The sequence below is a fragment of the Rathayibacter sp. AY1G1 genome, assembly GCF_002932095.1.
Taxonomy (GTDB): domain Bacteria; phylum Actinomycetota; class Actinomycetes; order Actinomycetales; family Microbacteriaceae; genus Rathayibacter.
This window is the reverse complement of the sequence record NZ_PSUZ01000040.1, coordinates 1-13836: the sequence shown is the minus strand read 5'-3', so window position 1 is coordinate 13836 and position 13836 is coordinate 1. Positions and strand designations below refer to the sequence as shown.

The window sequence follows — 13836 nt, the reverse complement described above, 5'->3', positions numbered from 1 at the left end:
GACCACCTCGCCAAGCCGACCGCGAGGGGCCGCGCAGGGAGCGGCCCCGCAACGAACACAGCCGTCGTGGGAATCGCGTGCCAAGCGATTCACCCGCGGCGAACGCGCCCCGCTCCACCCATCGCAACCACCTCGCCAAGCCGACCGCGAGGGGCCGCGCAGGGAGCGGCCCCGCAACGAACACAGCCGTCGTGGGAATCGCGTGCCAAGCGATTCACCCGCGGCGAACGCGCCCCGCTCCAGCCATCGCAACCACCTCGCGAAGCCGACCGCGAAGGGCCGCGCGGGGAGCGGCCCCCGTAACGAACACCGCCGTCGTGGGAATCGCGTGCCAAGCGATTCACCCGCGGCGAACGCACCCCGCTCCACCCATCGCGACCACCTCCCCAAGCCGACCGCGAAGAGCCGCGCAGGGAGCGGCTCCTTAAGAACGCAGCCGCTCGAGCACGACCGCGGCGAGCGATTCGGCGAGGCGGTCGGCCGTCTCCTGCGTCTTCGCCTCGACCATGACGCGCACCATCGGCTCGGTGCCGGAGGGGCGCAGGAGCACGCGGCCGTCGCTGCCGAGCTCGGCGGTGGCGTCGGCGACGGCGGAGGCGATGACCTCGTCGTCGCGGACGCCCTCGCGGTCGACGCCGCGCACGTTGAGGAGGGTCTGCGGGAAGACGGACATGACTGCGGCCAGGTCGGCGATCGTGCGTCCGGTCCGGGCCATCTCGGCCGCGAGCTGGAGGCCGGTGAGCACCCCGTCGCCGGTGGTGGCGTAGCGGCTCATGATGACGTGGCCGGACTGCTCCCCGCCGAGCGAGTAGCCGCCGTCGTTCATCGCCTCGAGGACGTAGCGGTCGCCGACCGCGGTCTCGATGACGCGGATGCCGGCGGCGCGCATGGCGAGCTTGAGGCCGAGGTTGCTCATGACGGTGGCCACGAGGACGTCGTCGCGCAGGGCGCCGCGGCGGGCCATGGCTGTCGCGAGGATCGCCATGATCTGGTCGCCGTCGACGATGCGGCCCTCGGCGTCCACTGCGAGGCAGCGGTCGGCGTCGCCGTCGTGGGCGATGCCGATGTCGGCGCCGGCCGCGCGGACGGCGTCGGCGACGTTGTCGAGGTGGGTGGAGCCCACTCCGTCGTTGATGTTGAGGCCGTCGGGGTCGTTGCCGATGACGGTGACGGTCGCTCCGGCGTCGGTGAACACTTGGGGCGAGATGCCGGCGGCGGCGCCGTGCGCGCAGTCGATGACCACGTGCAGGCCGTCGAGACGGGTGCCCTCGAGGGATCCGAGCAGGTGGAGGACGTAACGGTCCTCCGCGTCGGAGAAGCGGGTGATGCGGCCGACGTCGGCTCCGGTCGGCGTGAGCGGGGGGACTCCGAGGGCCGCTTCGATGCGGTTCTCGAGCTCGTCCGGGAGTTTGCGTCCGCCTGCGGCGAAGAACTTGATGCCGTTGTCGGCGGCGGGATTGTGCGAGGCCGAGATCATCACGCCGAAGTCGGCGTTCTCGTCGGCGATGAGGTAGGCGGTGGCGGGCGTCGGGATGACGCCGGCGTCGAGCACGTCGACTCCAGCGCTCGCGAGACCCGCCGCGACCGCGGCTCCGATGAACTGACCGGAGATGCGGGGGTCGCGGGCGAGCACGGCGACGGGCCGACGGCCCTCGGCCCGGGCGGCCGCTCCGAGTACACGGGCGGCCGCCTGGGCGAGGCCGAGAGCCAGGTCGGCCGTGACCTCGCGATTAGCGAGGCCACGGACGCCGTCTGTTCCGAACAGGCGCGGCATGGTGCGCAGTCCCTTCTCGAGCTGCTGGTCGTGCGGCCGTCAGGCCGCGTCGACTAGCGCTTCGAGAACTGGGACGCCTTGCGGGCCTTCTTGAGACCGGCCTTCTTGCGCTCGATGACGCGGGCGTCGCGGGTCAGGAAGCCCGCCTTCTTCAGGATCGCGCGGTTGTTCTCGCGGTCGATCTCGTTGAGTGCACGGGCGATGGCGAGGCGCAGCGCGCCGGCCTGACCGGAGGGGCCGCCGCCGGTGATCTTGGCGACCACGTCGTAGGAGCCGATCAGGTCGAGCACCTTGAAGGGGTCGGTGATCAGCTGCTGGTGCAGCTTGTTGGGGAAGTACTCCGCGAACTCGCGGGCGTTGACGGTCATGCCGCCGTTGCCGGGGACGAGGCGCACGCGGGCGATGGCCTGCTTGCGTCGGCCCACGGCTGCGCCGGAGACGTTGAGGACGGCGCGGGGCGTCGTGGACGCCTCGGTGGCCGGGCTTTCGGTGGAGTAGCTCTCGGGAGCCACGTCGATCTGGTCTGCGATCTTCGCCACGGTGTAGGTGATCCTTTGTCTTCGAAGTCTGGGGTGTCGGGGAGGGCCGGAGCCTACTGGGCGACCTGGGTGAAGGCGTACGCCTGCGGCTGCTGGGCCGCGTGGGGGTGCTCGGATCCCGTGTAGACCTTCAGCTTGCGCAGCTGGGCGCGGCCGAGGGAGTTCTTGGGGAGCATGCCGCGGATGGCCTTCTCGACGGCGCGGACCGGGTTCTTCTCGAGGAGCTCGGCGTACGTGGTGGCCGAGAGGCCGCCCGGGTAGCCGGAGTGGCGGTAGGCCTTCTTCTGGAGGAGCTTCTGGCCGGTGAGGGCGACCTTCTCCGCGTTGACGATGATGACGAAGTCGCCCATGTCCATGTGCGGCGCGAAGGTGGCCTTGTGCTTGCCGCGCAGGAGCGCCGCGGCGTGCGTGGCGAGACGGCCGAGCACGACGTCGGACGCGTCGATGACGATCCAGTCGTGCTGGACGTCAGCCGGCTTCGGAGAAAAAGTGCGAGTCACGTGAGTGCTGCTTTCTGGTCGGAGTGAGGTGTTCGTGGATCCCGCTCCGTGGCCGTTCGACCCGCGAGGGGCCGAACCGATCCGGTGGAGGGCTCAACTTCGGGCGCTCGGCACACGGCCGAAAACACCAAGGGTCGACATTACAGCAAAGCCCCCGTGCGGCCAAGCACGGATCGTGGCGGCAGGGGCTCCGGCGGCGGGAGGTGCGACCCGAGCCGCCACGGGTCGCGGGGCGCGGGCGCGCGCCCTCGCCTCACTCCGAGTCCGGCCCCTCGGTCCGCACGGTGCGCTTCGCGCGGGTGAGCAGGGCCCGCTCGGCGAGCGCGTCGTCCTCGGGGTAGTCGACCTCGCGGAGGATGAGGCCGCGGGCCGGCATCACCGCGAACGCATTGGTCCGTCTGGCGGCGTCCCGGAGCAGCGGGACCGCCCCCGCCTCGAGCTTCCCGGCGCCGACCGCGACGCAGGCCCCCACGAGGGCCCGCACCATGCTGTGGCAGAAGGCGTCCGCGCGCAGGTGGGCGTGCAGGACTCCGTCGGCGTCTCGCTCCCAGGTGAAGTCGAGCAGGCTCCGGATGGTGGTGGCCCCTGCGCGGGCACGGCAGAACGACGCGTAGTCGTGCAGGCCCAGGAGCGAGCGGGCCGCGGCCGACATCGCGTCGAGGTCGAGGGAGTCGGTGATCCAGGTGGTGTACGTGCGGTCGAGCGGGTGGCGCATCGAGGAGGCGTCGGCCAGCCGGTACTCGTACCGCCGCCAGCGCGCCGAGAACCGCGCGTCGAACCCCTCCGGCGCCTCCGTCACCCGGTGCACCGAGACGTCGGTGTACTGCCCGAGGATCCCGCGGAGCCGCCGCTCCAGGATCGACGCGGGCGGGAACGGCTCCTCCCCCGGTCGGCGCCGGCCGGTGCTGATGCGGCCCCACTGCTCGGAGGTGAGGTCGACGTGGGCGACCTGGGCGCTGGCGTGCACGCCGACGTCGGTGCGCCCGGCGACCGTCACGGTCGGGTGCTGCTCGGAGCGCAGCACCAGGGCGAGCGACTCCTCGAGCACCCCCTGCACGGTGCGGAGGCCGGGCTGTTTGGCCCACCCGGAGAAGTGCGAGCCGTCGTAGGCCAGGTCGAGGCGGACGCGGTGGAGCATCAGACGAGTGTAGAGCGCGCCGTGGTCGCGGCACAGGCGACCGCGAGCGGGACGTCGACGGTCGCCAGGGCCGAGACCGCCCAGCCGACCAGCGTCGACTGCTCGCCGACCGAGAAGACGATCCGCGCCTCCCCGCCGCCTGCGAGCACGGCCAGCTCGGAGGGAGCGGAGGCGATGCCCTGCACCCCGTAGGCGGCCGTGCCCAGCGAGACCGGCACGGCGCCGAGCGCCTCGCCCGCACCGGTGAAGGTCTCGACGAGGGGCCCGCGGTGCAGCGTCAGCACGACGACCGGATCGCCGCCGTCGACGGCGTAGGAGCACGTGTCTCCCGCGGCGGTGATCGACACGGTGCACGCCGTCGAGCCGGCCTCCTGCTCGACGAGGGAGGCGGGGAGAGCGGTCGCGCAGTCCACGCCCTCGCTCGACGGCACGGAGGGCACGGAGGGCACGGTCGGTGCGGCCGACGGTACCGGAGGCGTGCTCGCGAGGCCCGCCGACTCCGGCACGTCGATCACCTCGCCGGAGGCGCAGCCGCTCACTCCGCCCGCGAGTGCCAGGGCGAGGAGCGCCGCAGCAGCCGAGGAGGGCAGTCGCACAGGAGTCCTCCGAGGATCGTCGCGGCGGACCCCGGGAGCGCCGGTCGTGACGCGGCCGCACCCGACGAGCGCAGCCGTGCCATCGTAAGCGACGATTCGCGCCACTCGGCCCCGTGGAACGACGAGAGCCCCCCGCCCCGGAGGGGACGGAGGGCTCTCGGCAGAGGGGGCGTGACTACTTGGTCGCGCCGGTCTCCTCGACAGAAGCGTCCTGCGCGGCGTCCTCGACGGGAGCGTCCTGCACGGGCGCCTCCTCGACGGGGGTCTCCTCGGCAGTGGTCTCCTCGGCGGGGGCCTCGTCCACCGGAGCGGACACGGGCGCCGTGGCGGTGCGCGACTTCTTCGCCTTGGGCGTGACGGGCTCGAGGACGAGCTCGATCACGGCCATGGGCGCGTTGTCTCCCTTGCGGGGGCCGATCTTGGTGATGCGGGTGTAGCCGCCCTCGCGCTCGGCGACGAGCGGAGCGATCTCGGTGAAGAGCTCGTGGACGACCGACTTGTCGCCGATCGTCGCGAGGACGCGACGGCGGGCGTGCAGGTCGCCGCGCTTGGCGAAGGTCACCAGGCGCTCGGCGAGCGGACGAAGGCGCTTGGCCTTGGTCTCGGTCGTCTTGATGCTCTTGTGCGTGAACAGGGCCGCGGCCAGGTTCGCCAGCAGCAGGCGCTCGTGTGCGGGTCCGCCTCCGAGGCGGGGGCCCTTGGTGGGCTTGGGCATGGGTTTACTCCAGTAATAAAGGGGTGTCAGCAGGTCGGACGCGAGGAGCCGGGGCTCCGGAGCGGAGGACCTAGATGCTCTCGTCGTCGTAGCTGTAGAAGTGGGCGCCGTCGAACCCGGGGACCGAGTCCTTGAGCGACAGGCCGAGCTCCGTCAGCTTCTCCTTGACCTCATCCACCGACTTCTGACCGAAGTTGCGGATGTTCATGAGCTGCGTCTCCGAGAGGGCGACGAGCTCATTGACGTTGTTGATGCCCTCGCGCTTGAGGCAGTTGTAGCTGCGCACCGAGAGGTCGAGGTCCTCGATGGGCATGGACAGCTCGGTCGAGAGGACCGCGTCGACCGGCGCGGGGCCGATCTCGATGCCCTCGGCCGCGTTGTTCAGCTCGCGGGCGAGACCGAACAGCTCGGTCAGCGTGCGTCCGGCGGAGGCGATGGCGTCGCGCGGCGAGATCGCGGCCTTCGTCTCCACGTCCACGACCAGGCGGTCGAAGTCGGTGCGCTCGCCGGCACGGGTGGCCTCGACGCGGTAGGTGACCTTCAGCACGGGCGAGTAGATCGAGTCGACCGGGATCTGGCCGGCCTCGGAGAACTCGCTGCGGTTCTGGGTCGCCGAGACGTAGCCGCGGCCGCGCTCGATCGTGAGCTCGAGCTCGAACTTCGCCTTGTCGTTCAGCGTGGCGATGACGAGCTCCGGGTTGTGGATCTCGACACCGGCCGGAGCCGAGATGTCCGCGGCGGTGACCTGGCCGGCTCCCTGCTTGCGCAGGTAGGCGGTGATCGGCTCGTCGTGCTCGGAGGAGACGACGAGTCCCTTGATGTTCAGGATGATCTCGGTGACGTCCTCGCGGACGCCCGGGACGGTCGTGAACTCGTGCAGGACTCCGTCGATCCGGATGCTGGTGACAGCAGCGCCGGGGATGGAGGACAGCAGGGTGCGACGCAGCGAGTTGCCGAGCGTGTAGCCGAAGCCGGGCTCGAGGGGCTCGATGACGAAGCGGGAACGGAACTCCGAGATGTTCTCCTCGGTGAGCGTCGGACGCTGTGCGATAAGCACTGATGATTCCTTTCGATCACGTGTCCGCTATATGACACGTGCGTTTGCGAGGTGTGGAGTTGTGAAAGAAATGCGCGATCCGCCGGTCGGCCGCACTCCCCGCCCGGAGGCGGTTCGTGCGGCCGGCCGACGGCTGCGAGTGCTGCTTAGACGCGACGACGCTTGGGCGGGCGGCAGCCGTTGTGCGCCTGCGGGGTGACGTCGTTGATCGAGCCGACCTCGAGGCCTGCGGCCTGGAGCGAGCGGATCGCGGTCTCACGACCCGAGCCGGGGCCCTTCACGAAGACGTCCACCTTCTTCATGCCGTGCTCCTGAGCCTGGCGCGCGGCCGACTCGGCGGCGAGCTGGGCGGCGAACGGCGTCGACTTGCGCGAGCCCTTGAAGCCGACTCCACCGGACGAGGCCCAGCTGATGACGGCCCCGGAGGGGTCGGTGATCGAGACGATGGTGTTGTTGAACGTCGACTTGATGTGGGCCTGGCCCACAGCGATGTTCTTCTTCTCCTTGCGGCGCGGCTTGCGCGCGGCCGACTTGGGGGTAGCCAATTCTGTATCTCCTCTAGGTCCGTGTCGCCCGCGTTACTTGCGGCCGGCCTTCTTCTTGCCGGCGACGGTGCGCTTGGGTCCCTTGCGGGTGCGCGCGTTCGTCTTGGTGCGCTGTCCACGGACCGGGAGGCCGCGACGGTGGCGGAGGCCCTCGTACGAGCCGATCTCGACCTTGCGGCGGATGTCGGCGGCGACCTCGCGGCGGAGGTCGCCCTCCACCTTGTAGTTGCCCTCGATGTAGTCGCGGAGCGAGACGAGCTGGTCGTCGCTGAGGTCCTTGACGCGGATGTTGCCGTCGATCCCGGTGTCGCTCAGGGTCTTGAGCGCGCGAGTGCGGCCGACACCGTAGATGTAGGTCAGTGCGACCTCCACGCGCTTCTCGCGCGGGATGTCTACTCCTGCCAGACGTGCCATTGTGGCTTCTCCTGTGAGTGAGTGGAGGTGTGAAGCAGCACCGGTGCCTCGGCCTCCGACCGAAGGTGTCCTCGCCGTCCACCCCGGGGTCGCCGGGGTGCTGCGCGATTTCTGGTGCTGCGGGTGTGTTCAGTTGTGCAGTGGGGCGGCACGCCGCCCCTGCGCTCCCTTGCGGAAGCAGCGGGACTAGCCCTGGCGCTGCTTGTGGCGGGGGTTGCTGCTGCAGATGACCATCACGTTGCCGTGGCGGCGGATGATCTTGCAGTGGTCGCAGATGCGCTTGACGCTGGGGTTGACCTTCATTGTTCTTGTCCTTGTTTTCGCTGGCGTCGTGCTCCCGGCGGATGCCGGGGCCGTTCCTTACAGGACACGCACGTCGCGAACGTCAGCGGAGCGAACGCCTACTTGTAGCGGTAGACGATCCGGCCGCGGGTCAGGTCGTAGGGGCTCAGCTCCACGATCACCCGGTCCTCGGGGAGGATCCGGATGTAGTGCTGACGCATCTTGCCCGAGATATGGGCGAGAACTTTGTGTCCGTTGGTCAGCTCCACGCGGAACATCGCGTTGGGGAGCGCCTCGACAACCGCACCTTCGATTTCGATGACACCGTCTTTTTTGGCCATAGCCTCACTGTCGTTCGGAAGTAGTGTGTGTACTGGTCGTGCGAATGTTTCCGCGACGAGCCACCACCGGGCGAGAGCCCGGATCGGGGTTCGCGGGCATGCCGGAGCACGCGCAAAACACCAAGGGTCGATGCTACGCGAATCGCGGCCGTTCCGCCACCTCGGGCGTGTCGCCCCCTCCTCCGCCTCCGCGCCCGACGCGCGCCCCCTGCCGGGCCCCGCGTCCGCCGCCGCCTAGGCTGGCTCCGTCGAGCCGGAGGGAGAGCACATGGCGCGCACGACGAGGTCAGCGACCGCGAGGCGGAGCTGGTACTCGCACCCGGTGGTGACGATCCTGGCGGCGATCGCGGTCATCGCCCTGGTGCAGACCTTCTTCGTGAAGGTGTACACGGTGCCGACCGGCTCGATGGAGAACACCCTCCAGGGCGGCGGGTTCTTCGGCGACCGCATCCTGGTCGACCGCACCCTCGCCCTCCAGGGCGGGCCGGAGGAGGGGCAGATCGTCGTCTTCTCGCGCGACGCCGACTGGGGCGCGAGCGACGAGGCCGGCAGCCCCCTCTCCGAGATCGTGAAGACCTTCGGCGACGTCACCAGCATCGGCCCCTCCCACGAGGAGTTCCTCGTCAAGAGGCTGATCGCCGAGGGGGGCCACACCGTCTCCTGCTGCGACGCCGAGGGGCACGTGCTGGTCGACGGGAAGCCGCTGGACGAGTCCTACGTGTTCGAGGACTTCCCCTTCACCGCCGGGACCCTCGACTGCACGACGAGCCCCGCGTCCCTCCGCTGCTTCGACGAGTACACCGTCCCCGAGGGCTCCCTCTTCGTCCTGGGCGACCACCGGTCGAACTCCAACGACTCGCTCGGCGAGTGCCGCGGCGCCGGCGGGCCGATCGACACGTGCGTGAAGACCGTGCCGATCGACAGGGTCACCGGACGCGTCTTCGCCGTGGCCTGGCCGCTCACCCGCTGGCGGTTGTTCTAGCGCTCCGCCCGAGCCGCCGCAGACGACGACGAGGTCCCCCGCGGGAAGCAGGGGACCTCGTCGTCGTTCGCCGCCGTGCGGCCACGGGACTAGCCGCGGACGACCGCCACGACCCGGTCGAAGAGCGGATGCTCGGCCGTGAGGCCGGTGACCTCCGCCACGAACTCCTCCGGGCTGAGCGCGGTCAGCTTCTCGTGGAGCTCCACGCTCTGGGGGTCCTCGGGCACGTCGAAGCGCAGCGCGGCGCCGATCGCGGCGAGCAGTCCCTCCGGCGTGCGCCCGCGCTCGGCGAGCTCGGCCGCCGGTCCGATGAAGCGCTCGTGCCGCGACAGCTTCCGCAGCGGCTGGCGTCCCACCCGGTCGACCGTGTCGGTCAGGTACGGATTCGCGAAGCGCTTCAGCGTCTTCTCGAGGTAGGCCTGCTGCTCCTCGTCACTGAAGCCGTGCTTGGCCACGATGAGCGCCTTGGTGTCCTCGAGCGCGGCCTTGACCGCGTCGTGCACCTCGGGCATCGCCAGCGCGTCGGAGAGCTTGTGCGCTCCGGCCGCGAAGCCGGTGTAGGCGGCCGTCGCGTGGCCGGTGTTCACGGTGAAGAGCTTCCGCTCGATGAACGGCTCGAGGTCGTCGACCCAGGTCGCGCCCGGGATCTCCGGCTCGGTGCCCTCGAAGGGAGTGCGGTCGACGACCCACTCGAAGAAGCTCTCCACCGTCACGTCCAGGCCCTGGCCCGGGTCCTGGTTCGGGACGATGCGGTCCACCGCGGTGTCGGCGAAGACGGCGCGGGTGCGCAGGCGCTCCCACTCGTCCGCGCCGAGGTTCGCGGCGACCTCGGTCTGCAGGAGGCGCGTGGCGTTGATCGCGTTCTCGCAGGCCATGATCGCCAGCCGCGGCGCCGACTCGTCGCGGGCGGCGAGGCCCTTCGCGATCACGGGGGCGACGAAGCGCAGGATGTTCGGGCCGACGGCCGTGGTGACGATGTCGGCGGCGGCGATCTCGCGGACGAGCGCCTCCTCGTCGGCGGCCGAGTCGATCGCGCGGAAGCGGTCGACGACGTGCGTGGCCGCCTCCTCCCCCACCTCGTGCACCTCGTAGCTGTCGGCGGCGGCGAGGCGGCCGATCAGCTCGGAGTTGACGTCGGCGAAGACGAGCTCGTAGCCGGCGCCGTGCAGGATCAGGCCGACGAAGCCGCGGCCGATGTTGCCGGCGCCGAAGTGGACGGCGGTGGGCATCAGGAGTTGACCTCGCCCAGCAGGCTGTAGAGCGACTGCGCGTCCGGGGCGTCGAGGAGCTTCTGCACCTCGTCCTCCTCCGAGAAGATGATCGCGATCTTGGAGAGGATCTCGAGGTGCTCGTTGTCGACGCCGGCGATGCCGACGACGAAGCGCACCTCGTTGCCGTCCCAGTCGATCGGCTGCGAGTAGCGCACGAACGAGAGGGCGGAGGAGCGGATCTCGTCCTTCGCGTCGTTGGTGCCGTGCGGGATGGCGAGCAGGTTGCCCATGTAGGTCGAGACGGTCGCCTCGCGGGCGAGCATGGCCTCGTAGTAGGCGGGGGTGACCGCGCCGACGCCGACCAGCATGTCGGCGGCCTCCTTGATGGCGGCCTCCTTCGTGGTGGCGGTGCCGGAGGCGTCGATCTGTCCGATGGTGAGCACGTCGCTCATGGGGTGCGTCCTTCCGTGGAGGTGCTGACAGCGAGGGAACCCGCAGGGGCGAGCGGAGCGTGTCCGCTCTGTCGCACCCTACGGGTTCCCTCCGAATGGTTGGCGTACTACTTGCCGTGCTGCTCCGCGACCAGCGAGACGACCTCGTCGTACTTCGGGCTGTTCATGAAGTTGTCCACGGAGACGTGGATGGCGCCCGGGGTGCGCTGGCGGGCGCGCTCCGTGAGCTCGGCCTGGGTGATGACCAGGTCCACGTCGTCCTCGAGAGCGGCGATCGCCTTGTTGGTGACCGTGACGTCCTCGAAGCCCGCCTTCTTCATCTTGTTCCGCAGCACCGAGGCGCCCATCGCGGACGAGCCCATGCCGGCGTCGCAGGCGAAGACGATGTTCCGGACCTGGGTCGCGGTGGCCGTGGCCCCCGCGGTCGAGGCGCCGGCCGAGTCCTGCGGAGCGTTGGCGCCGCGGGCGTTGATGAGCGAGCCGACGGCGCTCTCCTTGCCCTTGTTCGCCTCGTTGGCGGCGACGGCGGCCGCGAGCTTGTCGTCGCCCTCCTGCTCCGCGGCCAGGTCGCGCTTGCGGCCGGACCGGATGATGACCGAGGCCACCAGGAACGACACGGCGGTCGCGAGGATCACCGAGAGGATGACGCCGAGGAAGCTGTCGTTCGCGGTCTGCAGGAGCACCGCGATGATCGAGCCGGGCGAGGCGGGGGCGCGGAGGCCGGAGTTGAACGCGACGTTCGTCGCGACACCGGTCGCACCGCCGAGGATGACGGCCGCGAGCAGCGCCGGCTTCATCAGCACGTACGGGAAGTAGATCTCGTGGATGCCGCCGATGAAGTGGATGATCGCCGCACCGGGAGCGGAGGCGCGGGCCGCGCCGACGCCGAAGAACGCGAAGGCCAGGAGCACGCCCATGCCGGGGCCGGGGTTGGCCTCGAGGAGGAAGAGGTAGGACTTGCCCGCCTCCTCCGCCTGCTGCACGCCCAGCGGCGTGAGGATGCCGTGGTTGATGGCGTTGTTGAGGAAGAGGATCTTCGCCGGCTCGATGAAGAGCGAGGTCAGCGGGAGCAGGCCCGCGTTGACCAGGAACTCCACGCCCGCGCCGAGGGCGGTCGAGAGGCCGACCACGAGCGGCGCGACGCCCGCGAAGGCGAGGAGCGCGAGCAGGAGGCCGAGGATTCCGGCGGAGAAGTTGTTGACCAGCATCTCGAAGCCGGGCTTGATCTTGCCGTCCCAGATCGAGTCGACCTTCTTCATGAGCCACGCCGACAGCGGGCCCATGATCATGGCGCCGATGAACATCGGGATCCCGGCGCCGACGATGACGCCCATGGTCGCGATGGTGCCGACCACGCCTCCGCGGGCGCCGTAGACCATGCGGCCGCCGGTGTTCGCGATGAGGAGCGGGAGGAGGTAGGTGATCATCGGGGCGACGAGGCCGGTGTTGACCACGTCGGGATCCGTGCTCCAGCCGCCGAACTGCTGGACCCAGGTGGCGTCGATGCCGAGGAGCGGGAGCCATCCGGTCTGGATGAAGAGGGCCGTGATGAAGCCCCAGGCGATGAAGGCCGCGATGTTCGGCATGACCATTCCCGAGAGGAAGGTGCCGAAGCGCTGGACGTGGACGCGCGCTCCACCGCGCGTCGACGTCGCTGACGTCGTTGTCATGTGGTGTGTTCTCCGATTTCTAGGGGCCGGCGGCTCGGCGAAGGACGTCCTCGACGCCCAGGCCCTGATGGCCGAGGACCCGTCCCTCGCGGACGACGTCAAGGCGCGGATCGCCGGGGGCAAGACCGCGGAGCGCGCCGTGCACGAGGCCTTCGCCGGCTTCCGCGACCTGCTCGTGGCGATGGGCGGCTACATGGCCGAGCGCGCGACCGACCTCGACGACGTCTCGCAGCGCGTCGTGGCGCACCTGCGCGGCGTCGCCGCTCCCGGCGTCCCCGAGTCGGACGAGCCGTTCGTGCTCGTCGCCCGTGACCTCGCTCCGGCCGACACGGCGCTGCTCGACCTCGAGAAGGTCCTCGGTCTGATCACCAGCGACGGAGGACCGACCTCGCACACGGCGATCCTCGCCCGGGAGAAGTCGATCACCGCCATCGTCGGCACCACCGGCGCCCTCGACCTGCGGGACGGCCAGCTCGTCATCCTCGACGCCACCTCCGGCGTCGTGACGGTGAACCCCTCGGACGCCGAGATCGGCGCCGCGAAGTCCTCGATCGCCGAGCGCGCCGAGATGCTCGCCGCACCGGTCGTCCCCGGCGCGCTGGCCGACGGCCACGCCGTGCCGCTGCTCGCGAACCTCGGCTCGGCCGACGGCGCTGCGAACGCGGTCGAGCTCGGCGCCGAGGGAGTGGGGCTGTTCCGCACCGAGTTCCTCTTCCTCGACGCGAAGGAGGCGCCCTCGGTCGCCGAGCAGGCGGAGCAGTACACGCGCCTGCTCGCTGCGTTCCCCGGCCGCAAGGTCGTCGTCCGCGCGCTCGACGCCGGCGCCGACAAGCCGCTGAGCTTCCTCAACGACGACCACGAGGAGAACCCGGCCCTCGGTCTCCGCGGACTGCGCGCCCTCCGCGCCAGCGAGCAGATCCTCCGCGACCAGCTCACCGCCCTCGCCCAGGCCGATGCCGCGACCGACGCCGACCTCTGGGTCATGGCGCCGATGGTCGCGACCGTGGACGAGACCCGCTACTTCACCTCGATGGCGCGGGAGCTCGGCATCCGCACCGCCGGAGTGATGGTGGAGGTCCCCTCCTCCGCCCTGCTCGCCGACCGCATCCTCGGAGTCGCGGACTTCGCCTCGATCGGCACCAACGACCTGACCCAGTACACGCTCGCCGCCGACCGCATGCTCGGCACGGTCTCGGCGTTCCAGGACCCGTGGCACCCGGCCGTGCTCCGCCTCGTCGGCGAGGTCGGCCGCGCGGGAGCGGCGCTGGGCAAGCCCGTCGGGATCTGCGGAGAAGCCGCCGCCGACCCGCTGCTCGCCGTGGTCCTCGTCGGCCTCGGCGCCACCACCCTCTCGATGTCGCCGTCGGCTCTCGCCGACGTCCGCGCCGAGCTGGCCGAGCACACCCTCGACGACGCCAAGCGGTACGCGGAGCTCGCTCTCGCCGCCGACAGCGCCGTCGACGCCCGCTCCGCGGTCACCGAGGCGATCGCCGCCTCCTGATCCCGGATCACCAGCCCCACCCCCTGCACCACCCCGGCACTCGGGAGCCGGGACGCCTCAGGAGCGTCCCGGCTCCCGAGTGCCGGGGTGGTGCAGGGGGTGGGGCTGGTGATCCGGGA

General features: G+C 70.6%; 16 protein-coding genes. 2 read left to right on the top strand and 14 right to left on the bottom strand.

Annotation, left to right across the window (positions count from 1 at the left end):
* Positions 1–424: 424 nt before the first annotated feature.
* From glmM to infA, 11 genes are all read right to left on the bottom strand, one after another.
* On the bottom strand, positions 425–1774 hold the full coding sequence (gene glmM, locus C5C36_RS16395) for a phosphoglucosamine mutase (RefSeq protein WP_104248196.1): 1350 nt from the start codon (positions 1772–1774) through the stop codon (positions 425–427).
* A gap of 53 nt (positions 1775–1827) precedes the next feature.
* Positions 1828–2313: a 30S ribosomal protein S9 gene (gene rpsI, locus C5C36_RS16390; protein WP_104225004.1), complete on the bottom strand. Its 486-nt coding sequence runs from the start codon at positions 2311–2313 to the stop codon at positions 1828–1830.
* 53 nt (positions 2314–2366) lie between these two features.
* Positions 2367–2813 (bottom strand): 50S ribosomal protein L13, encoded by a 447-nt coding sequence (gene rplM, locus C5C36_RS16385; protein ID WP_104225003.1) that lies wholly within the window; start codon positions 2811–2813, stop codon positions 2367–2369.
* Between the two features lie 253 nt (positions 2814–3066).
* Positions 3067–3951: a tRNA pseudouridine(38-40) synthase TruA gene (locus C5C36_RS16380; RefSeq protein WP_104310060.1), complete on the bottom strand. Its 885-nt coding sequence runs from the start codon at positions 3949–3951 to the stop codon at positions 3067–3069.
* Complete coding sequence (locus C5C36_RS16375) at positions 3951–4547, bottom strand: hypothetical protein (RefSeq protein ID WP_104310059.1); 597 nt, start codon at positions 4545–4547, stop codon at positions 3951–3953. The genes C5C36_RS16380 and C5C36_RS16375 overlap by 1 nt, the downstream gene beginning before the upstream one ends.
* A gap of 175 nt (positions 4548–4722) precedes the next feature.
* Positions 4723–5262 (bottom strand): 50S ribosomal protein L17, encoded by a 540-nt coding sequence (gene rplQ, locus C5C36_RS16370; RefSeq protein ID WP_104310058.1) that lies wholly within the window; start codon positions 5260–5262, stop codon positions 4723–4725.
* 70 nt (positions 5263–5332) lie between these two features.
* Positions 5333–6319: a DNA-directed RNA polymerase subunit alpha gene (locus C5C36_RS16365; RefSeq protein ID WP_104224999.1), complete on the bottom strand. Its 987-nt coding sequence runs from the start codon at positions 6317–6319 to the stop codon at positions 5333–5335.
* Between the two features lie 146 nt (positions 6320–6465).
* Positions 6466–6864, bottom strand: a complete 399-nt coding sequence (gene rpsK / locus C5C36_RS16360; protein WP_055787170.1) for a 30S ribosomal protein S11 — start codon at positions 6862–6864, stop codon at positions 6466–6468.
* Between the two features lie 33 nt (positions 6865–6897).
* Positions 6898–7278, bottom strand: a complete 381-nt coding sequence (rpsM, locus tag C5C36_RS16355) for a 30S ribosomal protein S13 (RefSeq protein WP_068251511.1) — start codon at positions 7276–7278, stop codon at positions 6898–6900.
* 186 nt (positions 7279–7464) lie between these two features.
* Positions 7465–7581 (bottom strand): 50S ribosomal protein L36, encoded by a 117-nt coding sequence (rpmJ, locus tag C5C36_RS16350; protein ID WP_055787164.1) that lies wholly within the window; start codon positions 7579–7581, stop codon positions 7465–7467.
* A gap of 98 nt (positions 7582–7679) precedes the next feature.
* Positions 7680–7901: a translation initiation factor IF-1 gene (gene infA / locus C5C36_RS16345; protein WP_022883252.1), complete on the bottom strand. Its 222-nt coding sequence runs from the start codon at positions 7899–7901 to the stop codon at positions 7680–7682.
* Positions 7902–8169: 268 nt separating this feature from the next.
* Here infA and lepB point away from each other — a divergent pair, with 268 nt between their 5' ends.
* Positions 8170–8883, top strand: coding sequence for a signal peptidase I (gene lepB, locus C5C36_RS16340; RefSeq protein WP_104269409.1), 714 nt, complete (start codon positions 8170–8172; stop codon positions 8881–8883).
* 89 nt (positions 8884–8972) lie between these two features.
* Here lepB and C5C36_RS16335 read toward each other — a convergent pair whose 3' ends face one another.
* The 3 genes from C5C36_RS16335 to C5C36_RS16325 all read right to left on the bottom strand — a co-directional run bounded on the left by C5C36_RS16335 (position 8973) and on the right by C5C36_RS16325 (position 12216).
* Entirely contained in the window at positions 8973–10112 is a 1140-nt protein-coding gene (locus C5C36_RS16335; protein WP_104310057.1) for a mannitol-1-phosphate 5-dehydrogenase, read from the bottom strand.
* Positions 10112–10546, bottom strand: a complete 435-nt coding sequence (locus C5C36_RS16330) for a PTS sugar transporter subunit IIA (protein ID WP_104310056.1) — start codon at positions 10544–10546, stop codon at positions 10112–10114. The genes C5C36_RS16335 and C5C36_RS16330 overlap by 1 nt, the downstream gene beginning before the upstream one ends.
* Positions 10547–10653: 107 nt before the next feature.
* Positions 10654–12216 (bottom strand): PTS mannitol transporter subunit IICB, encoded by a 1563-nt coding sequence (locus C5C36_RS16325; RefSeq protein WP_104224995.1) that lies wholly within the window; start codon positions 12214–12216, stop codon positions 10654–10656.
* Between C5C36_RS16325 and ptsP the strand changes: the two genes are divergently transcribed.
* Positions 12215–13717: a phosphoenolpyruvate--protein phosphotransferase gene (gene ptsP / locus C5C36_RS16320; RefSeq protein ID WP_258072324.1), complete on the top strand. Its 1503-nt coding sequence runs from the start codon at positions 12215–12217 to the stop codon at positions 13715–13717. The two genes, C5C36_RS16325 and ptsP, sit on opposite strands and share 2 nt — an antisense overlap.
* The last annotated feature ends 119 nt before the right edge of the window (positions 13718–13836 follow it).

Bases quoted from the DNA above. Each gene is read 5' to 3' on its own strand.
- glmM (WP_104248196.1), bottom strand. From the start codon at position 1,774: ATGCCGCGCCTGTTCGGAACAGACGGCGTCCGTGGCCTCGCTAATCGC.
- C5C36_RS16380 (WP_104310060.1), bottom strand. From the start codon at position 3,951: ATGCTCCACCGCGTCCGCCTCGACCTGGCCTACGACGGCTCGCACTTC.
- rplQ (WP_104310058.1), bottom strand. From the start codon at position 5,262: ATGCCCAAGCCCACCAAGGGCCCCCGCCTCGGAGGCGGACCCGCACAC.
- rpsM (WP_068251511.1), bottom strand. From the start codon at position 7,278: ATGGCACGTCTGGCAGGAGTAGACATCCCGCGCGAGAAGCGCGTGGAG.
- rpmJ (WP_055787164.1), bottom strand. From the start codon at position 7,581: ATGAAGGTCAACCCCAGCGTCAAGCGCATCTGCGACCACTGCAAGATC.
- infA (WP_022883252.1), bottom strand. From the start codon at position 7,901: ATGGCCAAAAAAGACGGTGTCATCGAAATCGAAGGTGCGGTTGTCGAG.
- lepB (WP_104269409.1), top strand. From the start codon at position 8,170: ATGGCGCGCACGACGAGGTCAGCGACCGCGAGGCGGAGCTGGTACTCG.
- C5C36_RS16335 (WP_104310057.1), bottom strand. From the start codon at position 10,112: ATGCCCACCGCCGTCCACTTCGGCGCCGGCAACATCGGCCGCGGCTTC.
- C5C36_RS16330 (WP_104310056.1), bottom strand. From the start codon at position 10,546: ATGAGCGACGTGCTCACCATCGGACAGATCGACGCCTCCGGCACCGCC.
- ptsP (WP_258072324.1), top strand. From the start codon at position 12,215: ATGTGGTGTGTTCTCCGATTTCTAGGGGCCGGCGGCTCGGCGAAGGAC.
- C5C36_RS16325 (WP_104224995.1), bottom strand. From the start codon at position 12,216: ATGACAACGACGTCAGCGACGTCGACGCGCGGTGGAGCGCGCGTCCAC.